The organism is Streptomyces sp. LaBMicrA B280 (genome assembly GCF_049222185.1).
GTDB classification, from domain to species: Bacteria; Actinomycetota; Actinomycetes; order Streptomycetales; family Streptomycetaceae; genus Streptomyces; species Streptomyces murinus.
In genome coordinates, this window is sequence record NZ_JBMJCT010000001.1 from 52632 (window position 1) to 78379 (window position 25748).

Consider the following 25748-nt stretch of genomic DNA (forward strand, 5'->3'; position numbering starts at 1 on the left):
AAGCCGGACAGCCGGACAACAGAGCCGAGTGCCACCCCCAAGATGACGAAAGGCTCCACCCCCATGCCTATGACGGCCGCCACCCCCACCGAAGCCGCCGCCCACTTCCGCGCCTCCCTCCGCTTCCACACCGACGTCGCCGACGTGGCCGCCGCCCTCGCCACCCCCGGCGGCCCCGGATTCGTGCTCCTCGACTCCCGCTCCGCCCACGCCTGGGACCAGGGGCGCATCCCCGGCGCCGTCCACCTCCCCACCGCGCTCATCCCCGAACGGGCCCCCGCCCTGCTCGACCGAGCCGTCCCCGTCGTCACCTACTGCTGGGGCCCCGGCTGCGACGGCGCCACCCGTGCCGCCCTCGCCCTCGCCGAACTCGGCCACCAGGTCAAGGAGATGCTCGGCGGATTCGAGTACTGGGTGCGCGAGGGCTTCGCCTACGAGACCTCGCGGGGCCCGGAGCACCGCCCCGCCGACCCCCTCGTCGCCCCGGTCGCGGGCGCCTGCGGCTGCTGACGCACGGCCGGAATCGGACCGGGCGCTACGACGTCTCGCGCGTCCAGGCCCGGACCGCCAGCTTGCCCGTCGTACCCAGGTCGAGATGGGGCGTGACCGTCACCGGGGCGGCGCCGTCCTTCGCCCGCACCCTGACGTACGGAACGTTGACCGCCGTACCGAACCCGGTGGTGTTGCGCCACATGAGGCCCGAGACCGCGCTCTGGCCCGGCTTCAGGAGCAGCGGGCGGGCCGGGTCGTCGAATCCGGTGCCGGTGCTGATGCCGCCGCTCCCGTGGAAGATCTGGACGCCCCGGACGGGTGCCAGGTCGTCGTCCAGCAGTTCCAGTCGCGGATAGCCGTCGAGCGCGTAGTCCCGTTTGCCGCAGTTCTCCAGGCGCAGGCCCACCACGCGCAGCCCCATCGCGGCGTCGCCGGCGTCATTGGTGAGGCGGATGCCGGAGGGCGGGCACACGCCGGGCGCGGGCGGTGCCTCGGCGGCGGGCACCCGGGTCACCTGGGCGACCTTGATCCGGCTGACCCGTGACGATCCCGGGGCCGGTGCCCCCAGCCGTACCGTGCCGCGCTTCGTCGTGCCGGGGGCGACCGAGCGCACGGTCTCGGAGTGGTTGCCCATGACCGCGCCGCTGTCCGTGGTGAAGTCGAACAGCACCGTGTACGTCAGCGCCTGGCCGCCGCTGTTGGTGACCTCGTAGGTGGCCGAGATCCCGGAGTCGGCGGCCGGAAGCGGGTCGGCGTGCACCAGGTGGTCGGAGGGGGTGGGGCTCGGCGTGGCGGCGGGGATCGTCACCGAGGTGATCCGGACACCGTCCACGGGCGGATCGTCAACCGGAACCGCGGACCCGGACCCGGACCCGGACCCGGACCCGGCCGACGCGGACCCGGCCGACGCGGACCCGGACGACCCGGACGACCTGGACGATCCGGACCCCGCCCCGGCCTCGCCGGAACCCCCTGCGTGCTCGGACCCGCACGCCGTCAGCAACAGCAGCACGGCGACGGCGGGAACGGCGGCGGGAACGACGGCCGGAAGGAATGAGGAGGTGGCTTTGCGCATCCACGCATCCCATCAGCGCCCCGCCCCCCGAGCCATGGCGGAAGCCACAGTTCCGCCCACCGGCAGACACATGCCCTATTTGCTGCCCGCCTATTTGCTCACCTAGTTGCCCGCCTATTTGTCGCCCCCCGCATACCGGCCCATCGCGGTGACGAGGCTGGAGGAGACATGGGCCAGAGCCGGATCCGCGGGGAGGAAGAACGTCTCCACCCCGGCCAGTTCATGGTTCATCCGGGCCATCGGCATCTCGTAGTCCAGATCCTTGGCGTCCCGCACCCCGCGGACGACGACATCGATCCCGGCCCCGCGGCAGTAGTCGACCAGCAGCCCGCCGGTGTGCGAGTCGACCGTGACATTGCCCAGCCCGTCCGCCGCCGCGCGGAGCCGCTCCAGCCGCTCGGCGACGGGGAAGCGCCCGGTCTTGTTCGCGTTGAACATCACGCAGACCACGACCTCGTCGAACAGGAGAGACGCACGCCGCAGCACATCCTGGTGCCCTGGAGTGACTGGGTCGAAGGATCCTGGAAAGAGGGCTCGCATGAGCGGAGAGGGTATCGGCAAAGGACGTCCCGAAGCCCTCCCCGGCATGACCATCCGGCACCCATGTACTAGAGTTATCTCGACATCGAGATATCTGCCGAGGCGCACCGTAGCCGCCACTCTAGTAAGGCAAGCCTAACTTAGCCTGACCTTACTGGACCGGCCAAACCGGCGTGGCGGCAGGATTGACGGTGGTAGGCGCACATCAATGAAGGAGACTGTCGTGTCGGCGAACAGCTTCGACGCCCGCAGCACGCTGCAGGTGGGCGACGAGTCGTACGAGATCTTCCGGCTGGACAAGGTGGAGGGCTCGGCCCGCCTGCCGTACAGCCTCAAGGTCCTGCTGGAGAACCTGCTCCGCACGGAGGACGGCGCGAACATCACCGCCGACCACATCCGTGCGCTCGGCGGCTGGGACTCGCAGGCCCAGCCCAGCCAGGAGATCCAGTTCACGCCGGCCCGCGTGATCATGCAGGACTTCACCGGCGTGCCCTGTGTCGTGGACCTCGCCACCATGCGCGAGGCCGTCGCGGCCCTCGGCGGCGACCCGGCGAAGATCAACCCGCTCTCCCCGGCCGAGATGGTCATCGACCACTCCGTCATCGCCGACAAGTTCGGCACCAGCGACGCGTTCAAGCAGAACGTCGACCTGGAGTACGGCCGCAACCGCGAGCGCTACCAGTTCCTGCGCTGGGGCCAGACCGCGTTCGACGACTTCAAGGTCGTCCCGCCGGGCACCGGCATCGTCCACCAGGTGAACATCGAGCACCTGGCCCGTGTCGTCATGGTCCGCGACGGCAAGGCGTACCCCGACACCCTGGTCGGCACCGACTCGCACACCACCATGGTCAACGGCCTCGGCGTCCTCGGCTGGGGCGTCGGCGGCATCGAGGCCGAGGCCGCGATGCTCGGCCAGCCGGTCTCCATGCTGATCCCGCGCGTCGTCGGCTTCAAGCTCACCGGTGAGCTGCAGCCCGGCACCACCGCCACCGACCTGGTGCTCACGATCACCGAGATGCTGCGCAAGCACGGCGTCGTCGGCAAGTTCGTGGAGTTCTACGGCGAGGGCGTCGCCGCCACCTCGCTGGCCAACCGCGCCACCATCGGCAACATGTCGCCGGAGTTCGGTTCCACCGCCGCGATCTTCCCGATCGACGACGAGACCCTCAACTACCTGCGTCTGACCGGCCGTTCGGAGCAGCAGGTCGCGCTGGTCGAGTCGTACGCCAAGACCCAGGGCCTGTGGCTGGACCCGAAGGCCGAGCCGGACTTCTCCGAGAAGCTGGAGCTGGACCTCTCCACGGTCGTCCCCTCCATCGCCGGCCCGAAGCGCCCGCAGGACCGCATCGTCCTCGCGAACGCCGCCGAGCAGTTCAAGCAGGACGTCCTCAACTACGTGGACGTCGTGGACGAGGCGGGCCAGGAGTCCTTCCCGGCCTCCGACGCCCCGGCCGTCCGCCCGAACGGCGGTCCGTCCAACCCGGTCCAGGTCACCGCCCCCGACGGCTCGACCTACACGATCGACCACGGCGCGGTCACCGTCGCGGCCATCACCTCCTGCACCAACACGTCCAACCCGTACGTCATGATCGGCGCCGCCCTGGTCGCCAAGAAGGCGGTCGAGAAGGGCCTGTCCCGCAAGCCGTGGGTCAAGTCCACCCTCGCCCCGGGCTCGAAGGTCGTCACCGACTACTTCGACAAGGCCGGCCTCACGCCGTACCTGGACAAGCTGGGCTTCAACCTGGTCGGCTACGGCTGCACCACCTGCATCGGCAACTCCGGCCCGCTGCCGGAGGAGGTCTCCAAGGCGGTCAACGACCACGACCTCGCCGTCGTCTCGGTCCTCTCCGGCAACCGGAACTTCGAGGGCCGCATCAACCCCGACGTCAAGATGAACTACCTGGCGTCCCCGCCGCTGGTCGTCGCGTACTCCATCGCGGGCTCCATGAAGGTGGACATCACCCGGGACGCCCTGGGCACCGACCAGGACGGCAACCCGGTCTACCTGAAGGACATCTGGCCCTCCGAGGCCGAGGTGAACGAGGTCGTCGCCAGCGCCATCGGCGAGGACATGTTCAACAAGTCCTACCAGGACGTGTTCGCCGGTGACGCCCAGTGGCAGTCGCTCCCGGTCCCGACCGGCAACACCTTCGAGTGGGACGCCGAGTCCACCTACGTGCGCAAGCCCCCTTACTTCGAGGGCATGGGCATGGAGCCGGCCCCGGTCGCCGACATCACCGGCGCCCGCGTGCTGGCCAAGCTGGGCGACTCGGTCACCACCGACCACATCTCCCCGGCCGGTGCCATCAAGGCCGACACCCCGGCCGGCAAGTACCTCACCGAGCACGGTGTGGAGCGCCGCGACTTCAACAGCTACGGCTCGCGCCGCGGCAACCACGAGGTCATGATTCGCGGTACGTTCGCCAACATCCGCCTGCGCAACCAGATCGCGCCGGGCACCGAGGGCGGCTACACCCGCGACTTCACCCAGGCCGACGCGCCGGTGTCCTTCATCTACGACGCCTCGCAGAACTACCAGGCCGCCGGCACCCCGCTGGTCGTCCTGGCCGGCAAGGAGTACGGCTCCGGTTCGTCCCGCGACTGGGCCGCCAAGGGCACCGCGCTCCTCGGCGTCAAGGCCGTCATCGCCGAGTCGTACGAGCGCATCCACCGCTCGAACCTCATCGGCATGGGCGTCCTGCCGCTCCAGTTCCCCGAGGGCACCTCGGCCGAGTCCCTCGGTCTGACGGGCGAGGAGACCTTCTCCTTCGCCGGTGTCACCGAGCTGAACAACGGCACCACGCCGCGCACGGTCAAGGTCACCACCGACACGGGCGTCGAGTTCGACGCGGTCGTCCGCATCGACACCCCCGGTGAGGCCGACTACTACCGCAACGGCGGCATCATGCAGTACGTGCTGCGCAGCCTGATCCGCAAGTAAGCGATCAGCACCAGCAGTTGAGGGCCGCACCCCCGGCAACGGGGGTGCGGCCCTCTCTCTTGCCGCACCCCCGCCCCCGTGGCCGCGTCACCCCGGCCCCCTCAGATCGCGTCGAACGAGTCCAGCGTCAACTCCGGCATGACCGGCGGAGCCCCCCGCAGCGCCATCTCCGCCCAGATCACCTTCCCCTGCGGCGAATACCGCGTCCCCCACCGCTCCGTCATCTGCTGGACCAGGAACAGCCCCCGCCCGCCCTCGTCCGTCGTCGCGGCGTAGCGCAGATGCGGCGACGTGTTGCTGCCGTCCGCCACCTCGCAGATCAGCGCCCGGTCCCGGATCAGCCGCAGCCTGATCGGCTCGGAGCCGTACCGGATCGCGTTGGTCACCAGCTCGCTGAGCACCAGCTCCATGCCGAACGCCTGCTCCTCCAGCCCCCACTCCTCCAGCCGCTCCGTCACGGCCCGCCGCAGCCCCGCCACGGCGGACGGATCGGCCGGTACGTCCCAGTCGGCCACCTGCTCGGATGTGAGCGCCCGGGTCCGCGCCACCAGCAGCGCCACATCGTCCTTGGGCCCCTGCGGCAGCAGCTCCTCAAGGACCGCCCCGCAGCTCGCGTCCGGGGTGCGGTCGGGGTGCCCGGCCAGCGCCCGCCGCAGCAGTTCGAGGCCCTCGTCCAGGTCGCGGGTACGGTCCTCGATCAGCCCGTCCGTGTACAGCACCAGCTGCGTCCCCTCGGCCAGCTCCAGCTCCGCCGTCTGGAACGGCATGCCCCCGAGCCCCAGCGGCGGACCGCCGGGCAGCTCGGGGTAGGTGACGCTGCCGTCGGGATGCACCAGCGCGGGCGCCAGATGCCCGGCGCGGGCCATGGCGCACCGGCGCGTGATGGGGTCGTAGATCGCGTACAGACATGTGGCCCCCACGATCGCGTCCGAGTCCTCCCCGTCCCCCTCGTCCTGGTCGATCCGCCCGACCAGGTCGTCCAGATGGCTGAGCAGCTCGTCGGGGGGCAGATCCAGGGTCGAGAAGTTGTGTACGGCGGTCCGCAGCCGGCCCATCGTGGCGGCGGCGTGCAGCCCGTGCCCGACGACGTCGCCGACCACCAGCGCCACCCGGCTGCCCGGCAGCGGGATCACGTCGAACCAGTCCCCGCTCACCCCCGACTGGGCGGGCAGATACCGGTAGGCCACGTCCAGGGCGCTCTGCTCGGGCAGCGCGCGCGGCAGCAGGCTGCGCTGGAGGGTGACCGCGAGGGTGTGCTCACGGGCGTAGCGGCGGGCGTTGTCGACGCTGACGGCGGCCCGGGCCACCAGCTCGTCCGCGAGCGTCAGATCCTCCTCGTCGAAGGGGTCACGCTTGGCCCGGTAGAAGTTGGCGATGCCCAGCACCACCCCGCGGGCCCGGATCGGAGCCGAGATCAGCGACTGGATGCCGTATTCGAGGATGTTCTCGGTGCGCTGCGGGTCCTGCGCCCGCCAGTCCGTCGCGGCGGCCAGGTCGGACACCAGTTCGGAATGTCCGGAGCCGTAGCCGCGCGCCTGGGGCGTGAACGGCTTGAAGTCGATCAGCCGGTCCTGCTCGTACAGCGGATGGTCGCCCCGGATGCCGTGCACGGCGATACGGCGCAGGGTGGCCGCGGTGGGGGCGGGCTCCTCGCCGTGCAGGATGCCGTCATCCAGATCGACGGTGACGTAGTCCGCGAAGCGCGGTACGGCGATCCGCGCCAGCTCCTCCGCGGTGCGCCGCACGTCCAGGCTGGTGCCGACGCCGAGACCGGCGTCGTAGAGCAGCTTCAGCCGCTCCCGGGCGACCTCGGCGCGCCCGGAGAGCGCCTGGAGCTCGGTGGTGTCCCGCAGGGTCACCACGGTGCCGCCAGGGGCGCCGCCGTGGTCGGTGGGCCGCTGGTTGACGGCGAGCAGCCGCTCCCCGGCGAACAGCACCTCGTCGGTGGCCTCCCGCCCGGAGGCCAGCAGCTCCACCGTCTCGGGGTCCAGACCGGGCAGCTCGGACAGATGGCTGCCCTCGGCGTCGGGCGGCAGCCGCAGCAGGCGCCGCCCCTCGTCGTTGGCGAGCAGCAGCCGGCCGTCGTCACCGACGATGAGGACGCCCTCGCGCACCGAGTGCAGCACCGTGTCGTGGTGCTCGTACATCCGGGTCATCTCGTCCGGCGCGAGGCTGTGCGTCTGCCGCCGCAGCCGCCGCCCGACCAGCGCGGTGCCGCCGGTGGACACCACGAACGCGCCCGCCCCGGCGGTCAGGATGATCGGGATCTGCCGGTCCACCTCGCTGGTGACGTTCTTGACCTTGAGCCCGGCGGAGACCAGGGCGACCACCTTGCCGTGCGCGTCCTCGATCGGCGCCGTGGCCTGCATCTCGCGGCCCAGCGGACCGTGCACGCTCTCCGTGTAGACCTGCCCGGCCAGCGAGGGCGCTATGTTGCCCACGAACCGCTGGCCGATCTTGCTCGGTATCGGATGCGTGTAGCGGATGCCGTGCGTGTCCATGACGACGATGAAATCGACCCCGGCCGCCTTGCGCCCGGCCTCGGTGAGCGGCTGGAGCACCGTGGAGGGCCTGGGGGTGTCCAGCGCCTGGAGGACGCCGGGGGAGTGCGCGAAGGTCTCCGCCACGGCCACGGAACGCCGCCGGGCCTCGGCCGTGGTGTCCCGCTCGGACTGGAGGAAGAGGGCGAGTACGCCACTGAGCACCAGCAGCACCACGAGGGCCGCCTGGAGCAGAAAGACCTGCTTGGCGACGCTCCACTGCCTCCCGCCGACCACAGAACGCCAGAGCAGGCGTCTGAATCGAGCAACGGTGTCCGACATGCCGCATTTGTAGCACCGGGGTCCGCTGTGTGGCCATGGTCCGTCCATAGATTGGACAGGTGTTCTAGGGGGTGGAACCGCCGATGATCCGGCGCCGGTCCCTACAGCGCGTCCAGGCCCCGCTCATGGTTCTTGACCGCCTCGCGTACGGCACCCACGAAGCCGGTCCAGAAGTGGTCGGCGTACGGACTCGCCGTGCTCGGCACGCCCGCGGTCGTCCGGCGCTTGGCCGCGCCGGAGAAGTCGCCGAACATCGCCTTGCGCAGCGCCGTGGATATCTCCAGCTGGGCGCCGCCGCCGGTACGGGTGCGGTTGACGATGTTGGCCGGGTCGTCGCCGTCGATCGAGGTCGAGGGGTCCGCGAGGACCACGGTGACGTCCCAGTCGGACTTGGCCGCCGGAGACGTCAGCCCGTACTTCGTGAACGCCGCGAGCAGGTTCCGCTTCAGCCGCGCGTCCCGGCCGCCGACGATCACCTTCTTCACGGACGTGTCGTCGAACCCGTGCAGGGACACGGCGTACAGGTTGCCCGTGCAGACGGCCAGCGCCGCCGGGTCGTCGCAGTGCGTGGACGTCACATGCTGCGCGGCGGAGTTCGCCAGCGCCTCGAACATCCAGTAGTCCCGCTGCGGCTCTCCCGGTACGGCCGCGCCCGCCGGGTCGGTGTCCGTCTCGAACGGCGTGTACCCGGCGATCGCCATGCACAGCTCACTCGTACCGGCCTCGATCCCGCCCCCGTGCGGCGCGATCACCGCGGTGCCGCCGAGCGGGCTGCTGGTGGCCCGGGCGTTGTCCGTGACCTGCGCCGGTGCGCCGATCCGGAACCGGCGCACCCAGTCGGTGCCCTCACGGTCCGCGGTACGGGTGTACAGCTCCGTGTTGGACCCGTACTGGTCCGCCGCGCTCGCCGGGGTGGCACCGGAGCCGCTGACGACGGCGTTGACGGTGGGCAGCCCGGCGGCGAGGGCGGCGACGGAGGCGAGGACGGCGCGTCTGCTGTTCATCGCACCGAGGAGGTGAAGGCGGCCCAGGTGAGGGGGCTGACGCGGAGGGTGGGCGCGTGGGAGGGGTCCTGCTTGGAGTCCCGGAGGAGGACGGAGTGGGGGCAGGAGGCGACTTCGACGCATTGGCCGCCTTCGCTGCCGCTGTAGCTCGACTTACGCCAGGAGAGGGCCACTTCGAGGCAGGCGCCGCCTTCGCTCCCACTGTAGGTCGACTTGAACCACTGAAGTGCGGCGCTCATTGCTCTCCTAGTAGACGATCAAGCAGTTCTCTTGAGATCTCGACGGCGAGGACGGCGCGCGTCTGCTGTTCATCGCACGGCGGAGGTGAAGGCGGCCCAGGTGAGGGGGCTGACGCGGAGGGTGGGCGCGTGGGAGGGGTCCTGCTTGGAGTCCCGGACGAGGACGGAGTGGGGGCAGGAGGCGACTTCGACGCACTGGCCGCCTTCGCTACTGCTATGGCTCGACGTGCGCCAGGAGACAGCGACTTCGAGACAGGCATCGCCTTCGTCGCTGCTGTACGTCGACTTGAACCACTGAAGTGCTTCCGTGCTCATTGCTCTCCTAGCAGGCGGTCGAGCAAGCCCTTGGAGTACTGGATGTTCAGGGCCTGTGTCCGCAGCATCGCATATTTGCGTGCCAGGCGAGACACCCTTTCTGGATCGGAGACCAACTGGCTTCCGCGCTGCGATTCGGTGTAGGCGAGCGTTTGGTGGTCCGGGGTTTCCAGGATGGCGAAGGGGCCCGCGACCCCTGCGTGCAGGGGGCTGTCCAGTGGTAGCACTTGGAGTGAGACGAAAGGCAGTTCGGCTACCTCGCGCAGATATCGCATCTGCTCTCTACGGATCGTCTCGGTGCCGATATGCAGCAGCAGTGCTGGCTCCCACACCACGAAGCTCAGTGTCGGGGGGCATTTGCGGTTAAGGATCTCCTGGCGATTGAGCCGCAGTCGCAGCATTCTCTCCAGTTCCTCCTCCTCGTACGCGGGAACGCGATTTTGCAGAACCGTGCGCACGTAAGCCTCAGTCTGAAGCAGGCCAGGCACGACCATCGCGTCGTACCACGACAGCGTGACGGCAACTTTCTCTTGGTCCATGTACTCCTCGACCCAAAGCGGAAACTGGTCGATCTCCGGGAGGTTCATCACCCCGGCCGCCAACGTCCCCTTGGTGCCCAGAAGTTCGTCACACCTCTCCGCGATGTCGAACTTCAGCGGGCGTCGGCCCTGTTCGATCGATGCGATCGTCTCGTCGTTGACACTGAGCTTCGCGGCCAGTGCGAGTTGGCTCAGACCGGCCGCCCGCCGTGCCGCGCCCAGTTGACGGCCGAGCATCTTCATGGCCGACTGGTTCTTCCTCCGTGTAGCTGTCATGTCTGTTGAACTCCCCGTGCCATCGGAACGCCACCCCGCACGATCCCGTACAAATAATCTGTACGGGATCACCTACTGCCGCAGGCTAGTCACGCTGCGCGACATTCGCCCCGTGAACGAGCAGATTGAACTCCTGCGTCAGCGCGACCAGTTCTACGCGCGGGCCCGCCGCTCCGTCCCCGCTGCCAGACGGTTCGCGGAGTGGTCGTTGTCGTACTGGGGGCTGACCGATTGGGAGCGGAGCGCGGACGTCTTGCTCTGCGTGAGCGAGTTGGCGACGAACGCGGTCGTGCACGGTGTCCCGCCGGGCCGGGGCTTCCTGCTGCGGCTGCGCCGGGACGGAACCGTCGTCCGGGTCGAGGTCCATGACAGCGGAACGGGCGTCCCGCAGGTCGCGCACCCCACTCTGGACGAGGGCGGCCGCGGGCTGCTGCTGGTGTCGGCGCTGGCCGACACGTGGGGCGTGGGGGAGCGGAACCCCGGCAAGATCGTGTGGTGCGAGTTCGCCCTGATGTGAAGGGCCGTCACATGAAGGGCAGCGGGGTGGCCAGCAGCCAGTTGGCCGAGGCCGCTCCGCTGCCGCAGGCCGTCGCCCAGCCCGTCCATTCCTTGCCGGAGAGGATCCGCGCCGCCCGCGCGGCCTCGGTGCCGAGGATCACCCCGAAGAAGAGCGGCAGCCACAGATCGTCCCACGTGGTCTCGGGCCTGCCGATGAGCAGCCAGCCCACCACGCCCGCGGCCGGCGCCGCGGCCGCATGGGACCAGGACATCTGCTTCGGGGCACCGGACGGGGCGCGCCAACGCTGTACGGCGATGAGCGCGATCTCTACGAGGGCTGCTGCTATGGCGATCAACGGGAGCTTCCTGCGGGGAGGTGGGAACGAAGTCGGCAAACAGAATCATAAAGGACCCGGTTTACCAACTCTTGGGCTCCCACCCCCCGGTCACCTCATCCGAGCAGTTCCACCTCCGCCAGCGTCGCCGAACCGTCCAGCACCAGCCGGTACCTGGCATACGCCCCCGGCGCCGCGATGGTGAACGCCCGGGTCTGCCGGTTCCACGGGAAGGTCTCCCCGGAACGGTGGTCCAGCGTCCGCCAGTTCGTGCCGTCGGCCGAGCCCTGGAGGGTCCAGCCGGTCGGCGCCGTGGTGTGGTCCGCAGCCGACGTCAGCGTGTACTGCACCGGCTTCCCGGCCCCGCTCACCGGCAGCTCGACGGAGGTGAACGTCTCCTCCGTCGCCGACGTGTTGTCGAACAGGGCGCCCGCACCGCGCAGCAGGTCCGTCCGGGGCACGGGCACCTGGTCGTCCTGGGTGATCGACACCGGCCCCGCGTTCTTCCCCGAGCCCCACGCCGAGGGCCGCGGCCCCATGGCGAACGTCAGCTCCCCGCCCTTGGCGAGCAGCGACTGCGGCAGCGAAGTGGACGTCCAGGGGCGGCCGTTGAAGGTCACGCTCTGCACGTACACGTTCTTCGCGCTGTTGCCCGGCGCCCTGACCACCAGGTCGTGGCCGTTCTCCAGGTGCACGGTGACCTTCTTGAACAGCGGGGAGCCGATGGAGTAGTCGCCGCTGCCCATGACCAGGGGGTAGAAGCCGAGCGCGGAGAAGAGGAACCAGCCCGACTGCTCGCCGTTGTCCTCGTCACCGTGGTAGCCCTGCCCGATCTCGCTGCCCAGGTAGAGCCGGGACAGGATCTGCCGCACCGCCGCCTGCGTCTTCCACGGCTGCCCCGCCGCGTCGTACATGTACGAGACATGGTGCGCGACCTGGTTGGACTGCCCGAGCATGCCCATCCGCACGTCCCGCGCCTCGGTCATCTCATGGATGACCCCGCCGTAGGAGCCCACGAACTCGGGCGACGCGGTCTCCGGCGTGGCGAAGAACTGGTCGAGCTTGTCGGCGAGTTGCTTCCTGCCGCCGTACAGATCGGCGAGGCCCCGGGTGTCCTGCGGCACGGAGAAGGCGTAGCCCCATCCGTTGGTCTCCGTGTAGTCGTAACCCCACACCCGGGGGTCGTAACGCGACGAATCCACCCGCCAGTTCCCCTGGGCGTCCTTGCCCTGGAAGAAGCCGGCCTTCGGGTCGAAGAGGTTCACGTAGTCGCGGGCGCGGTTGAGGAAGTAGTCCGACTCCTCCTTGTAGTGCTTCTCGCCCGTCTTCTCGTACAGCGCCGCGCCCATCTTCGCGATGCCGTAGTCGTTGACGTACCCCTCCATCGCCCAGGACAGCCCCTCGGCGGTGTCGGTGCCGGTGTAGCCGAGGAACGGCGAGGTGCTCATGCCCTTGCGGCCCACCCCCGAACTCGGCGGCACCACAGTCGCGTTCTTCAGCGCCGCCTCGTACGCCGCCTTCGCGTCGAACGTCACGCCCTTGACGTAGGCGTCGGCGAACGCCACGTCCGAGGAGGTGCCGGTCATCAGGTCCGCGTAACCGGGGGAGGACCAGCGCGAGGTCCAGCCGCCGTCCTTGTACTGCTGCACGAACCCGTCGACCATCGCGCTCGCCTGAGAGGGCGTCAGGAACGAGTACGCGGGCCAGGTCGTCCGATAGGTGTCCCAGAAGCCGTTGTTGACGTACACCGTGCCGTCCACGATCTTCGCGCCGGTGTGCGTCGGGGTGTCCTGGCTCTGCATCGGCGAGAACGGCGACGCGTACCGGTTCTTCCCGCCCACCTTCTCGTAGCCCGAGTTGGGGTACAGGTACAGCCGGTACATGCTGGAGTACAGCGTGGTCAGCTGGTCCGGTGTCGCGCCCTGCACCTCGACCTTGCCGAGGAGCTGGTCCCAGGTGCGCTGGGCCCGTGCCTTGACGGTGTCGAAGGAGGTGCCGTCGGGGATCTCCTGGCGCAGATTGTCCTTCGCCTGGTCGACGCTGATCAGCGAGGTCGCCAGCCGCAGCGTGACCCGGTGGTCGGCACCGGCCGCGAACCGCAGATAGCCCTTCACCCCGCTCGCCGTCCCGTCCGTGACCGGCTTGTCGAACACGCCGTACACGAACAGCCGGGTCGCGCCCGTCGACAGGCCCGACTTGACGTCCGAGTAGCCGGTGACGATCCCGTGCTCCTTGTCCAGCGTCAGACCCGCCTGCTCGGTGACATTGTCGAAGAGCACGCTCGCGTCGGAGCCGGGGTAGGTGAAGCGCATCACCGCCGCGTGATCGGTCGGCGCCATCTCCGCCTTGAGCCCGTTCTCGAACCGTACGCCGTAGTAATACGGCCGCGCCGTCTCGTTCTCGTGCCGGAACGCCAGCGCCCGCGCCTGCCGCCCGGTGTCCGGGGTGCCGGCCGCGGCCGACGGCATCACCTGGAAGGTCTGCCGGTCACCCATCCACGGGCTCGGCTCATGGCTCGCGCTGAACGCCTGGATCGTCGGCAGATTGGCGTCATCGTTCGCATGCGCGTACTCGTAGAGCCAGCTCAGCGACGACGCGTTGGTCACCGGCGTCCAGAAGTTGAAACCGTGCGGCAGCGCGGTCGGGGGGAAGTTGTTGCCGCGCGAGAAACTGCCGCTGGAGTTCGTGCCGCGCGTGGTCAGCGCGTAGTCGGACAGATGCGCCTTCGGCTTCTCCGGCGCGACCGGCTTCAGCGACACGTCGTCGATCCAGCCGCGGAACTTCGCCGGTCCGGTGGGCGAGTCGTACCCGACGAGAATCCGGTCGACCGTCTTGCCCGCCGCGACCGAGCCGATCCGCGCGACCACGTCGTTCCACTGATTGACGTACAGCGACTTGGAGTCGCCCTGCCCGCGCGGCGACAGCCCGAACCCGTGCTGGTCCAGCGCGCCGAGGTCGCTGAGGTAGGTGCCGTCGGTGAAGGCGAGGTCCAGGGAGACGTTCGTCGCGTCGTAGTCCCGGTCGCCGTCGGCCATCGACGGGAAGATCCGGTACGACAACTGCGTGTCGCCACCGACCCTCACGTTCACGTCGAACACCTTGTTGTACGAGTACGCGCGCCCGCCCGCCGTGTGCCGCCCCGCGTACCGCAGCGCCCGCGTCCCGGTGAACCCGGCCCGCGCCTTGGCCGTCGGCGAGGCGGTCGGGCCCTTGTCGACCAGCGTCAGCATGTCCTGCGGCACCGGGCCGCCGCTCCCGCCCGTGGAGAACTGCACATCGGCGAGCTGGAGGATGTCCGGGGCGCCGTTGTTCTTCGTCACCTCAAGCCGGAAGTGCTGGTACTCCGCCGCCTGCTGAAGGTCGTACGACGTGGTCTGGAACCGCTCCCCGAAGGTCTCGCCCGCCCGCGTGTCGAGGGTCTTCCAGTCCTTGCCGTCGGTGGAGCCGAGCAGCGTCCAGTCCCGCGGGTCGCGTTCGGCGGCGTCGTTCGCCGAGGTCAGCGCGTACGTCCGCACGTCGATGGGCTTGTCCAGATCGAACTCCGCCCAGCCGGTGGGCTGGAAGGTCAGCCACTTGGTGCCGGACTCGCCGTCGGCCAGGTTCTCCTTCACCTCGCCCGCGCCCGCGTTCTCGCCGCTCGCCCGGACCTCGGTGACATGGTCGTTCACATTGCCCGGTATGCCGGTGCTGTAGCCGCCGTCCACGCCCGAGGCACGCGGGGTGCCGTCCGCGCCGGTGTCGACCGTGTTCAGCCAGTCCGGGGCGGGATCACCCGCCTCGAACGAGGAGGCGAACTTCCGGTCGGTCACCGGGGCCTTGGCGGGCAGCGCCACCGCGGCGCCCTGCCCGCTCACGGCCATCACGAAGGCGGCCGTGAGCACGGCCGCCGGGCCCCATGTGGGCCGAGATCTGTGCCGAGTTCTCCGCTGCATGGACGGAATTCCTCCCCGCGCCGTTACCGACAACGTTGTCATAGGCGGTACACAGGAACCAAGTAGGTGGTCAAGTGAGGGGTGATGTCAAGGGTGTTGGGCGTGTCATTCAGGGGTTGATGTCGCGCGGATTTCCCGGGGGCCGCGCGCGGCCCGTTCCCATGTCGGCGAGGTCTCAACTCGGAAAAGACCCAGAGCCAACCCTGCATTCGATCTTGCTCCGCTGGCGGGAAGTGGACTATACCTGTCGGCGCCCGGTACAAGAGCAATCCCGGCAGTTCATGCACGAAGCACTTCCTGCACCACCCAGCTTGACCCGACCGCGGTGCCGGGCAGGATCCGGTTCACCGCCTGAGTCCTGGAGAAGGCGAGGACTTGAGCATGGGATCCACTGCGCACGACCGTGAGGGTGTCGGCCGCCGAGAACTGATCAGGCGGTCCGCCGCACTCGGCCTGGTCGCCGTTCCGGGGATGAGCCTGCTGTCCGCCTGCGCGAGCAGCGGCGGCGACGGCCAGGCCAAGGCGAAAGCCGGAAAGAAGACCGCCAAGAACCCGCTCGGCGTGAACGACACCGCCAAGATGGAGTTCGTCCTCTTCGACGGCGGCTTCGGCAAGGAGTACGCGCAGGACGCGGTCAAGATCTACCAGAAGGACTTCCCCAAGGCCCAGGTGAAGTTCGCCGCCACCCAGAAGATCCAGTCCACGCTCCAGCCCCGCTTCAACCAGGGCAACCCGCCGGACCTCATCGACAACTCCGGCGCCGAGCAGATGGACATGGGCGTCCTGGTCGGCAAGAACCAGCTGTCCGACCTCACCCCGCTGCTCGACGCGCCGTCGTACGACGACCCGAGCAAGAAGGTCCGCGACACGCTGCGCCCCGGCATCGTGGAGATGGGCCAGTTCGACGGCAACCCGGTGTGGATCATGTACTACGCGTACACGGTCTACGGCGTCTGGTACTCGCAGAAGGCGCTCGACTCGCTGGACGCCGAGTACCCGAAGACCTGGGACGAGATGCTCCAGGTCTGTGCGAAGGCCAAGAAGAAGGGCATGGCGGGCTGGACGTACGCGGGCAAGTACCCGTACTACATCCCCTTCTCGCTCTACCCGATGATCGGCAAGGTCGGCGGCGTCGAGGTCCTGAACGCCATCGACAACCTGGAGCCGAACGCCTGGAAGCACCCGGCCGTCAAGGCGTGTTTCGAGGCGTACTACGAGCTGTTCAAGAAGGGCTACATCCTCAAGGGCACCCCGGGTCTCGACCACATCCAGTCGCAGACGGCGTGGGCCAAGGGCGAGGCCCTGTTCATCCCGAACGGCTCCTGGGTGGAGAACGAGTCGGCGAACGTCATCCCCAAGGACTTCGACCTCGCGGTCTCGGCGCCCTCCGGCATCGACGGCGGCGACAAGATGCCCTTCGGCACCATCTGGGCGTCCGGCGGCGAGCCGTTCATCGTGCCCTCCAAGGCGGCCAACCCCGAGGGCGGCATGGAGCAGCTGCGCATCATGCTCTCCGAGGCGTCCTCGAAGAACTTCACCTCCAAGGTGAAGTCGCTGTCCGCCTACAACGGCGGCACCGACGGCATCGAGCTGACCCCGGGCCTGAAGTCCGGCGTGGCGGCGCTCAAGCTCGCCGGCACCAACGTGGTGAACCCGCGCCTGCAGGACTGGTACGTCCAGTTGCAGAAGGAGAAGATCGGCGTGGGCGCCCTCGGCGAGATGATGGCGGGCCGGCTCACCCCGGCGGAGACCATAAAGAAGATCCAGGGCTTCGCCGACGAGGCGGCCAAGGACACCACCATCAAGCACTACAAGCACCAGTAACCAGCACCCCCGAGCGCACCGGAGTAACGATGCAGCACGGCAAGTACCGGTTCATCGTGGGGTTCCTGGTCGTACCCCTGGGACTGTACGCGCTGTTCGTGGTGTGGCCCTTCATCCAGTCCATCTACTACTCGTTCACGGACTGGACAGGGCTGAGCCCCGAATTCAAGATGGTCGGCTTCGACAATTACAAGAGGATGCTGCACGACGACATCTTCTGGAAGTCGTTGCAGCACAGCCTGCTCTTCGCTCTGGTGCTGCCGATCGTGACGATCAGTCTGGCGCTTTTCTTCGCCTTCATGATCAATGTGGGCGGACGACGCAGAAGGGGCGGCCCCGCGATCACAGGTGTGCGGGGCTCCTCCTTCTACAAGATCGTTTATTTCTTTCCGCAGGTCTTGTCCATCGCGATCGTCGCGCTCCTCTTCCAGTTCGCCTACAACCCGGACAGCGGAGCGATCAATTCGCTCCTGCGCGGGATCGGACTCGATCATGTGCAGCCGTTGTGGCTGGGTGATCCGAGCCTCGCCCTGTGGTGTGTGATGGCGGTGCTCGTCTGGTCCACCACCGGCTTCTTCGTGGTCCTCTTCTCCGCGGGCATGGCCTCGATCCCGGCCGAGCTGTACGAGGCCGCGCTGATCGACGGCGCGAGCCGCGCCACCACCTTCTTCCGCATCACCCTGCCCCTGCTGTGGGACACCGTGCAGTCCGGCTGGGTCTACATGGGCATCCTCGCGCTCGGCGCCGAGTCGTTCGCGGTCGTACAGATCATGACGACCGGTCCGGGCGGGCCCGACTACTCGACCACCGTGCTGGTCCTGTACGTGTACCAGAAGGCGTTCCGGGACGGTCAGGCCGCCTACGCCACCACCATCGGCGTCGCCCTGCTGGTCGTCACGCTCGCCTTCGCGGCGATCGTGATGCGGCTGGGCCGTCGCGAGCGGCTGGAGTTCTGAAGCGATGAAGACGACCGAGACCCCCGCCCCGCCGCCGGCCGAGCCCGGTGCGAGCGTCTCCAAGGTGGACGCGCCGGTTTTGAAGCCGGGCCGCCGCAAAAAGGAGGGCGCCGTCCTCAACGTCTTCTCCCACGGCGTGCTGGTCATCTGGGCGATCATGGTGGTCACGCCGCTGCTGTGGGCGGTGATGACGTCCTTCAAGGACGACAGCTCCATCTTCGGCTCGCCCTGGGCGCTGCCGGACCGGCTGCACTTCGGGAACTGGGCGCGGGCCTGGACCGAGGCCAACATGAGCGGCTACTTCCTCAACACCGTCCTGGTGGTGGGCGGTTCGCTCATCGGCACCCTGGTGCTCGGCTCGATGGCCGCCTATGTGCTCGCCCGGTTCGACTTCCCGGGCAACCGCTTCATCTACTACCTGTTCATCGGCGGCATGAGCTTCCCGATCATGCTGGCGCTGGTCCCGCTGTTCTACGTCGTGAACAACATGGGCCTGCTGAACACCATCCACGGGCTGATCCTGGTCTACATCGCCTACTCGCTGCCCTTCACCGTCTTCTTCCTCACGGCGTTCTTCCGCACCCTGCCGACCTCGGTGGCGGAAGCGGCGTTCGTGGACGGGGCTTCGCACACGCGTACGTTCTTCCAGATCATGCTGCCCATGGCCAAGCCCGGTCTGATCAGCGTGGGCATCTTCAACTTCCTGGGCCAGTGGAACCAGTACATGCTGCCCACGGTCCTCAACACCGACCCCGACAAGAAGGTCCTCACCCAGGGCCTGGTCCAGCTCGCCGTCAGCCAGGGCTACAAGGGCGACTGGTCGGGCCTCTTCGCGGGCCTGGTGATGGCCATGCTGCCGGTGCTCGGGGCGTACATCGTCTTCCAGCGGCAGGTGGTGCAGGGGCTCACCGCGGGGGCGCTGAAGTAGGCCGCCCCGGCACGCCGGGGTGACGCCCCGTGGTCGTACACGCGCACGCCGTACCGGATCCCCGGGCGGCGTGCGCCGCTGTGGTGTACCCCGGATCTGGCTCAACCTCTTGACGTGAGTCGCCCCGAACGGCTCAGCTTAGAGTTCACTAGTTGGACATACACGGGGCCTCGCCGAAGCGGCCCCGCGCTCAGGAGGTCGTCGTGGAGACTCCAGGGTCGCAGTCGTCACTGCACCGAGCCAACCTGGAGCGGGTGGTACGGGCCGTCCGGCTTGCCGGTTCGCTCACGCAGGCGGAGATCGCGCGGACGACCGGCCTGTCCGCCGCCACGGTCTCCAACATCGTGCGGGAGCTGAAGGACGGCGGGACGGTCGAGGTCACGCCCACCTCGGCGGGCGGGCGCCGGGCCCGCAGTGTCAGCCTCAGCGGCGACGCGGGCATCGTGATCGGCGTCGACTTCGGGCACCAGCACCTGCGGGTCGCGGTCGGCAACCTCGCCCACCAGGTGCTGGCCGAGGAGGCCGAGCCGCTGGACGTGGACGCCTCCGCCGCCCAGGGCTTCGACCGGGCCGAGGAACTGGTCAGCAGGCTGATCGTGGCCACCGGCGTGGACCGCGCCAAGATCGCGGGCGTGGGCCTCGGCGTGCCGGGCCCCATCGACCTGGAGTCCGGCACCCTCGGACACAGCGCCATCCTGCCCGGCTGGGGCGGCACCAAGCCCGCCGAGGAACTGGAACAACGCCTCGGCGTGCCCGTCCACGTGGACAACGACGCGAACCTCGGCGCCCTCGGCGAGCTGGTCTGGGGCAGCGGCAAGGGCGTGCGCGACCTCGCCTACATCAAGGTCGCCAGCGGCGTCGGCGCGGGCCTGGTCATCGACGGCACGATCTACCGCGGGCCGGGCGGCACCGCGGGCGAGATCGGCCACATCACCCTGGACGAGTCCGGCCCGGTCTGCCGCTGCGGCAACCGCGGCTGCCTGGAGACCTTCGCGGCAGCCCGCTACGTCCTCCCGCTGCTCCAGCCGAGCCACGGCACCGATCTGACCATGGAGGGCGTCGTACGGCTCGCCAGGGAGGGTGACCCGGGCTGCCGCCGGGTGGTCGCCGACGTCGGCCGCCACATCGGCAGCGGCGTGGCCAACCTCTGCAATCTTCTCAACCCCAGCCGGGTGGTCCTCGGCGGCGATCTCGCGGAGGCCGGCGAGCTGGTCCTCGGGCCCATCCGGGAGTCCGTCAGCCGCTACGCGATCCCGAGCGCCGCCCGCCAACTCACCGTGCTCCCCGGGGCACTTGGGGGCCGCGCCGAGGTGCTGGGCGCCCTCGCCCTCGCCCTGAGCGAGATGGGCGATTCGGCCCTTCTGGACGGATCCGCCACCGGCGCCCCGGCCGTGTCCGCCCCTGCCTTCACTTAGAGAAGGAATGGCACCGTTGCCATCTCGTTAAGGATTTACTTCTTGACGTCGCACGTGTGGCCGAGTTGACTTCCAGCCACCTCGGCCGCAACGACGCGGCCTCGTCAGGGAGGTTTGAGAAGTGAACACGCGTATGCGTCGTGCGGCCTTCGCCGTTGCCGCTGGTGCCATGGCCGTCTCGCTCGCCGCCTGCGGCAGCGCCAAGGAGTCGAAGGGCGACAGCTCTTCCTCCGCGTCCTCCGCGAAGAAGGGCGACAACATCAAGGTCGGCCTCCTGCTCCCGGAGAACAAGACCGCCCGGTACGAGAAGTTCGACCGCCCGCTGATCGAGAAGAAGATCAAGGAGCTGACGAACGGCAAGGCGACGATCGACTACAACAACGCCCGCCAGGACGCGAACCTGCAGGCCCAGCAGGTCGACACCATGATCACCAACAAGGTGGACGTCCTGATCGTGGACGCGGTCGACGCCAAGGCCATCCAGAACTCCGTGCAGAAGGCCGTGGACGCCGGCATCAAGGTCGTCGCCTACGACCGCCTCGCCGAGGGCCCGATCAGCGCCTACACCTCCTTCGACAACGAGAAGGTCGGCGAGACCCAGGGCCAGGCCCTGCTGACGGCGCTGGGCGGCAAGGCCACCAAGTCCTCCAAGATCGTCATGATCAACGGCTCGGTCACCGACCCGAACGCCGCCCAGTTCAAGGCGGGCGCCCACAAGGTCCTCAACGGCAAGGTGACGATCGCCAAGGAGTACGACACCAAGGAGTGGTCGCCGGACAACGCCAACTCCGAGATGGAGGCGGCGATCTCCGCGGTCGGCAAGGACAAGATCGCGGGCGTCTACTCCGCCAACGACGGCATGGCCGGCGGTATCATCACCGCCCTCAGCGCGGCCGGCCTCAAGGTCCCGGTCACGGGCCAGGACGCCGAGCTGGCCGGTGTGCAGCGCATCGTCGCCGGGACGCAGTACATGAGCGTCTACAAGCCGTACGCCCCCGAGGCCGACGCCGCCGCCGAGATGGCCGTCGCCCTCGCCCAGGGCAAGTCGCTGGACTCCGTCGCCAAGGACAAGGTCTCCAGCACCTCCCAGAAGGACGTCCCGTCGGTCCTCGTCCCGGTCACCGCGCTGACCAAGGACAACGTCAAGGACACCGTCATCAAGGACGGCGTCTACACGGTCGCCGACATCTGCACCGCGCAGTACAAGTCCGCCTGCGCCAAGCTCGGCCTGAGCTGAGCCACGGCAACACGCCCTCGTCTCCGGAGAGTTCACCCCCGTAACTCCCCGGAGACCCCCCGTGAGGGGAGAGGGCGTCCCACTGCCCTCCGGCGCTCCGCGACACATACAGCCCCGCAAGCTCGGCGCGGGGCGCCGGACGGAACCCCCCAAACTCTCTGCACAACCTCCCGCCGGGTCAGGCGGCGAAGGAGATGGTTCACGTGTCCGCTACGCCCGTGCTGGCGTTGCGCGGGGTCTCCAAGCGGTTCGGTGCCGTCCAGGCGCTCACCGACGTAGAGCTTGAGGTCCACGCCGGTGAGGTGGTCGCCCTGGTGGGCGACAACGGTGCCGGAAAATCCACACTGGTCAAGACGATCGCCGGTGTGCACCCGATCGACGAGGGTGTCATCGAGTGGGACGGCAAGCCCGTCTCCATCGGCCGGCCCCAAGACGCCCAGGCACTGGGCATCGCGACGGTCTACCAGGACCTCGCGCTGTGCGACAACATCGACGTCGTCGGCAACCTCTTCCTCGGCCGCGAGCTGAGCAAGTGGGGCGTGCTGGACGAGGTCGAGATGGAGCGCCGCTCCCACGAGCTGCTCACCACGCTGTCGATCCGCATCCCGAGCGTCCGCATCCCGATCGCCTCCCTCTCCGGCGGTCAGCGCCAGGTGGTGGCCATCGCCCGCTCCATGCTCGGCGAGCCCAAGCTGGTCATCCTGGACGAACCCACCGCGGCCCTCGGCGTCGAGCAGACCGCCCAGGTCCTCGACCTGGTGGAGCGGCTGCGCGAGCGCGGCCACGCCGTCGTCCTCATCAGCCACAACATGGCGGACGTGAAGGCGGTGGCCGACAAGGTCGCCGTACTGCGCCTCGGCCGCAACAACGGCGTCTTCGAGGTCGGCACGACCTCGCAGGAGGAGATCATCTCCGCCATCACCGGCGCCACCGACAACGCTGTGACCCGCCGTGCGGCGCGTAGCACCAAGGAGGTCCAGAAGTGAGCCTGGACAAGACCTCCACGCCTCCCGAGGACCCCGCTCCCCAGGACGCCGTAGTGGAGAACCCCGAGGCGGCGACCGCAGCGGTCACCGCGGTCGACCCCCGCCTCCTCGTCCGCGAACAGGGCCTGATGGGCTACTGGAGCGAGTTCAAGCGCAAGATGAAGGCCGGCGAGCTGGGCTCCATGCCCGTCATCGTGGGCCTCGCGATCATCTGCGTGATCTTCCAGGTCCTGAACTCCAACTTCCTGTCCGCGCAGAACATCAACGACATCACGATCACGATGGTCGGCACCGGCATGATCTCGGTCGGCATCGTCTTCGTGCTGCTGCTCGGCGAGATCGACCTGTCCGTCGGCTCGGTCAGCGGCGCGGCCAGCGCCCTCGCGGCCGTCCTCGCGGTCAACCAGGGCTGGCCGGAGTGGGCGGCCGTGCTGCTCGCCATCGCCTCCGGCGCCGCCATCGGCGCGCTGCACGGCTTCTTCTTCGCGGTGCTCGGCGCGCCCGCCTTCGCCGTCACCCTGGCCGGCCTGCTGTTCTGGCTCGGCTTCATGCTGAAGGTGCTGGGCGCGGACGGCACGATCAACCTCGACTCGGACGGCCTGGTCGGCAAGCTCACCACGTACTACTTCTCGGACGTGGCCGCCGCCTACGGGCTCGCCGTGGTCGTGGTCGCCGTGTTCTTCCTCACCTCGTTCCTCGCCAACCGGCGCCGGGAGGCCGCGGGTGTCCCCGCCCGGCCGCTCAGCGACACGGTCCTGCGGACCGTACTGCTGGCCGTGATCTCGTTCGCCGCCGCGTACATGTACAACCAGTACAAGGGCCTGCCGCTGGCCACCGTGATCTTCCTGGTGTTCCTGATCGGCTCGGACTTCGTGCTGCGGCGCACCGCGTACGGCCGCAAGATCTTCGCGCTCGGCGGCAGCGTCGAGGCGTCCCGGCGCGCGGGCATCAACGTGACGGCGGTGCGCATCTCCGTCTTCGCGATCTCCGGTGGCTTCGCGGCGATCGGCGGCCTGTTCCTGGCCTCGAAGATCGCCTCGGCGAACCAGAGCGCCGGTACCGGCGACCTGCTCATGAACGCGATCGCGGCCGCCGTCATCGGTGGCACCTCGCTGTTCGGCGGCCGGGGCCGCACCTGGAACGCCCTGCTGGGCGTCCTGGTGATCGTCTCCATCCAGTACGGGCTCCAGCTGGAGTCCATCGCGGAGCCGGTGAAGTACATGATCACCGCCGCCGTTCTGCTCACGACCGTCGTGATCGACTCGATCACCCGCAAGACGCAGAAGACGGCAGGCCGCGCCTGACGCGGACGACGAGCAGCCCCCGTGCCGTGCGGCGCGGGGGCTGCCCGTTTGTCGCCGTACCGGAAAGTTAGACTCTGGCGAGCCCGGCAAGCTCGATCAGCTCTATTGCAAGGAGGCACGGGTGCCGCTGCTGACCCGTATCACGGGACCGCGCGATCTGGACCGGCTCAGCCTGGAGGAGCTGGACCAGCTGGCAGGGGAGATCAGGACCTTCCTGGTGGAGGAGGTCTCCAAGACCGGCGGACACCTCGGCCCGAACCTCGGCGTGGTCGAGCTCACCATCGCCCTGCACCGGGTGTTCGAGTCCCCCAGGGACAAGGTGCTCTTCGACACCGGCCACCAGTCCTATGTGCACAAGCTCCTCACCGGACGGCAGGACTTCTCCCGGCTGAAGATGAAGGGCGGCCTCTCCGGCTACCCTGCACAGGCCGAGTCCGCGCACGACGTCATCGAGAACAGCCACGCCTCCACGGTGCTCGGCTGGGCCGACGGCATAGCCAAGGCCAACCAGCTGATGAAGCGCGACAGCCATGTCGCCGCCGTCATCGGTGACGGCGCGCTGACCGGCGGCATGGCCTGGGAGGCGCTCAACAACATCGCCGCCGCCAAGGACCGCCCCCTCGTCATCGTCGTCAACGACAACGAGCGGTCGTACGCCCCCACCATCGGCGGCCTCGCCAACCACCTGGCCACCCTGCGCACCACCGACGGCTACGAGCGCTTCCTCGCCCGCACCCGCGAGGTGCTGGAGAAGACCCCCGTCGTCGGCCGCCAGCTCTACGAGACCCTGCACGGCGCCAAGAAGGGCCTGAAGGACTTCATCGCCCCGCAGGGCATGTTCGAGGACCTCGGCCTGAAGTACGTCGGCCCGATCGACGGCCATGACATCGAGGCGCTGGAGTCGGCGCTGGCCCGCGCCAAGCGGTTCGGCGGCCCGGTCATCGTGCACTGCCTCACCGAGAAGGGCCGCGGCTACCAGCCCGCCCTCCAGGACGAGGCCGACCGCTTCCACGCCGTCGGCAAGATCCACCCCGACACCGGCCTGCCGATCGCCGCGTCCGGCGCCGACTGGACCTCCGTGTTCGGCGAGGAGATGGTCAGGCTCGGCGAGGAGCGCGAGGACCTCGTCGCCATCACCGCGGCCATGCTCCAGCCGGTGGGCCTCGACAAGTTCGCCAAGCGCTTCCCCGAACGGGTGTACGACGTCGGGATCGCGGAGCAGCACGCCGCCGTCTCCGCCGCGGGCCTCGCCCACGCGGGCGCCCACCCCGTCTTCGCCGTCTACGCCACCTTCCTCAACCGCGCCTTCGACCAGGTCCTGATGGACGTGGCGCTGCACCGGTGCGGCGTCACCTTCGTGCTCGACCGGGCCGGCGTCACCGGCACCGACGGCGCCTCCCACAACGGCATGTGGGACATGTCGATCCTCCAGGTCGTCCCGGGCCTGCGGATGGCCGCGCCGCGCGACGCCGACCAGGTGCGGGCCCAGCTGCGCGAGGCCGTCGCCGTCGAGGACGCGCCGACCGTGGTGCGCTTCTCCAAGGGCGCGGTCGGCCCCGCCGTCCCCGCCGTCGGCCGGGTCGGCGGCATGGACGTGCTGCGCGAGGCGGGCACCGAACGGCCCGACGTCCTCCTGGTCTCCGTCGGCGCCCTCGCCCCGATGTGCCTGGAGATCGCCGCCCTGCTCGACCGGCAGGGCATCTCCACCACCGTGGTCGACCCGCGCTGGGTCAAGCCCGTGGACGAGGTGCTGCCCCCGCTGGCCGAGCGGCACCGGGTCGTCGTCACCGTCGAGGACAACAGCCGGGTCGGCGGCGTCGGCTCCACCATCGCGCAGGCGCTGCGCGACGCGGACGTCGACGTGCCGCTGCGCGACTTCGGCATCCCGCCGCGCTTCCTTGACCACGCCTCGCGCGCCGAGGTGCTCACCGAGATCGGGCTCACCGCGCCCGACATCGCCCGCCAGGTGACCGGACTGGTCGCCAAGCTGGACGGCCGGTTCGACCGTACGGCGGACTCGGTGGACTCCGTGGAAAACGCGCGCGACTAGGACCGGCGCTCTCAACCGGGCCGGTTCCGCCCCTCCTTGC

Annotated in this window: 20 protein-coding genes; 11 read left to right on the forward strand and 9 right to left on the reverse strand. The window is 69.1% G+C overall.

Features of this window, described 5'->3' with window-relative positions; all coding sequences use genetic code 11:
• Positions 1–63 precede the first annotated feature (63 nt).
• On the forward strand, positions 64–510 hold the full coding sequence (locus ACLF5H_RS00250) for a rhodanese-like domain-containing protein (protein ID WP_421674021.1): 447 nt from the start codon (positions 64–66) through the stop codon (positions 508–510).
• Between the two features lie 25 nt (positions 511–535).
• On the opposite strand, the gene ACLF5H_RS00255 is transcribed toward ACLF5H_RS00250, so the two are convergent.
• Together ACLF5H_RS00255 and coaD are read right to left on the reverse strand one after the other, a co-directional pair.
• Positions 536–1324 (reverse strand): DUF4232 domain-containing protein, encoded by a 789-nt coding sequence (locus ACLF5H_RS00255; protein WP_421674022.1) that lies wholly within the window; start codon positions 1322–1324, stop codon positions 536–538.
• Between the two features lie 357 nt (positions 1325–1681).
• Positions 1682–2107: a pantetheine-phosphate adenylyltransferase gene (gene coaD / locus ACLF5H_RS00260; protein ID WP_421674023.1), complete on the reverse strand. Its 426-nt coding sequence runs from the start codon at positions 2105–2107 to the stop codon at positions 1682–1684.
• A 223-nt stretch (positions 2108–2330) separates the two neighbouring features.
• Between coaD and acnA the strand changes: the two genes are divergently transcribed.
• Positions 2331–5048, forward strand: a complete 2718-nt coding sequence (acnA, locus tag ACLF5H_RS00265; RefSeq protein ID WP_421674024.1) for an aconitate hydratase AcnA — start codon at positions 2331–2333, stop codon at positions 5046–5048.
• Positions 5049–5149: 101 nt separating this feature from the next.
• Here the strand turns inward: acnA and ACLF5H_RS00270 are convergent, their stop codons facing one another.
• The 5 genes from ACLF5H_RS00270 to ACLF5H_RS00290 all read right to left on the reverse strand — a co-directional run bounded on the left by ACLF5H_RS00270 (position 5150) and on the right by ACLF5H_RS00290 (position 10210).
• A complete protein-coding gene (locus ACLF5H_RS00270; RefSeq protein ID WP_421674025.1) occupies positions 5150–7870 on the reverse strand; it encodes a SpoIIE family protein phosphatase in 2721 nt (906 codons plus the stop codon).
• 101 nt (positions 7871–7971) lie between these two features.
• A complete protein-coding gene (locus ACLF5H_RS00275; RefSeq protein ID WP_421674026.1) occupies positions 7972–8874 on the reverse strand; it encodes a poly-gamma-glutamate hydrolase family protein in 903 nt (300 codons plus the stop codon).
• Positions 8871–9113 carry a DUF397 domain-containing protein gene (locus ACLF5H_RS00280; protein WP_421674027.1) on the reverse strand — a complete coding sequence of 81 codons (243 nt, stop codon included), beginning with the start codon at positions 9111–9113 and terminating at the stop codon, positions 8871–8873. The genes ACLF5H_RS00275 and ACLF5H_RS00280 overlap by 4 nt, the downstream gene beginning before the upstream one ends.
• A gap of 69 nt (positions 9114–9182) precedes the next feature.
• Entirely contained in the window at positions 9183–9428 is a 246-nt protein-coding gene (locus tag ACLF5H_RS00285; protein WP_421674028.1) for a DUF397 domain-containing protein, read from the reverse strand.
• Positions 9425–10210 (reverse strand): helix-turn-helix domain-containing protein, encoded by a 786-nt coding sequence (locus ACLF5H_RS00290; RefSeq protein WP_421674029.1) that lies wholly within the window; start codon positions 10208–10210, stop codon positions 9425–9427. Before ACLF5H_RS00290 ends, ACLF5H_RS00285 begins: the two co-directional genes overlap by 4 nt.
• A gap of 145 nt (positions 10211–10355) precedes the next feature.
• Here ACLF5H_RS00290 and ACLF5H_RS00295 point away from each other — a divergent pair, with 145 nt between their 5' ends.
• Positions 10356–10760 carry an ATP-binding protein gene (locus ACLF5H_RS00295; protein ID WP_421674030.1) on the forward strand — a complete coding sequence of 135 codons (405 nt, stop codon included), beginning with the start codon at positions 10356–10358 and terminating at the stop codon, positions 10758–10760.
• Positions 10761–10767: 7 nt separating this feature from the next.
• Here the strand turns inward: ACLF5H_RS00295 and ACLF5H_RS00300 are convergent, their stop codons facing one another.
• Both ACLF5H_RS00300 and ACLF5H_RS00305 read right to left on the reverse strand, forming a co-directional pair.
• Complete coding sequence (locus ACLF5H_RS00300; protein ID WP_421674031.1) at positions 10768–11097, reverse strand: hypothetical protein; 330 nt, start codon at positions 11095–11097, stop codon at positions 10768–10770.
• 95 nt (positions 11098–11192) lie between these two features.
• Positions 11193–15008, reverse strand: coding sequence for a GH92 family glycosyl hydrolase (locus tag ACLF5H_RS00305; RefSeq protein ID WP_421674032.1), 3816 nt, complete (start codon positions 15006–15008; stop codon positions 11193–11195).
• A 381-nt stretch (positions 15009–15389) separates the two neighbouring features.
• Here ACLF5H_RS00305 and ngcE point away from each other — a divergent pair, with 381 nt between their 5' ends.
• The 8 genes from ngcE to dxs all read left to right on the forward strand — a co-directional run bounded on the left by ngcE (position 15390) and on the right by dxs (position 25708).
• Positions 15390–16832: an N-acetylglucosamine/diacetylchitobiose ABC transporter substrate-binding protein gene (gene ngcE, locus ACLF5H_RS00310; RefSeq protein WP_421674033.1), complete on the forward strand. Its 1443-nt coding sequence runs from the start codon at positions 15390–15392 to the stop codon at positions 16830–16832.
• A 29-nt stretch (positions 16833–16861) separates the two neighbouring features.
• Positions 16862–17788: a carbohydrate ABC transporter permease gene (locus tag ACLF5H_RS00315; RefSeq protein ID WP_421674034.1), complete on the forward strand. Its 927-nt coding sequence runs from the start codon at positions 16862–16864 to the stop codon at positions 17786–17788.
• A gap of 4 nt (positions 17789–17792) precedes the next feature.
• Positions 17793–18716 carry a carbohydrate ABC transporter permease gene (locus tag ACLF5H_RS00320; protein ID WP_421674035.1) on the forward strand — a complete coding sequence of 308 codons (924 nt, stop codon included), beginning with the start codon at positions 17793–17795 and terminating at the stop codon, positions 18714–18716.
• Between the two features lie 203 nt (positions 18717–18919).
• Positions 18920–20131 (forward strand): ROK family transcriptional regulator, encoded by a 1212-nt coding sequence (locus ACLF5H_RS00325; RefSeq protein ID WP_421674036.1) that lies wholly within the window; start codon positions 18920–18922, stop codon positions 20129–20131.
• A gap of 133 nt (positions 20132–20264) precedes the next feature.
• Complete coding sequence (locus ACLF5H_RS00330; protein WP_421674214.1) at positions 20265–21368, forward strand: sugar ABC transporter substrate-binding protein; 1104 nt, start codon at positions 20265–20267, stop codon at positions 21366–21368.
• Positions 21369–21562: 194 nt separating this feature from the next.
• Entirely contained in the window at positions 21563–22354 is a 792-nt protein-coding gene (locus ACLF5H_RS00335; protein WP_421674037.1) for an ATP-binding cassette domain-containing protein, read from the forward strand.
• Positions 22351–23658, forward strand: coding sequence for a sugar ABC transporter permease (locus tag ACLF5H_RS00340; protein ID WP_421674038.1), 1308 nt, complete (start codon positions 22351–22353; stop codon positions 23656–23658). The genes ACLF5H_RS00335 and ACLF5H_RS00340 overlap by 4 nt, the downstream gene beginning before the upstream one ends.
• Positions 23659–23779: 121 nt before the next feature.
• Positions 23780–25708 (forward strand): 1-deoxy-D-xylulose-5-phosphate synthase, encoded by a 1929-nt coding sequence (gene dxs / locus ACLF5H_RS00345; protein WP_421674039.1) that lies wholly within the window; start codon positions 23780–23782, stop codon positions 25706–25708.
• Positions 25709–25748: the final 40 nt, after the last annotated feature.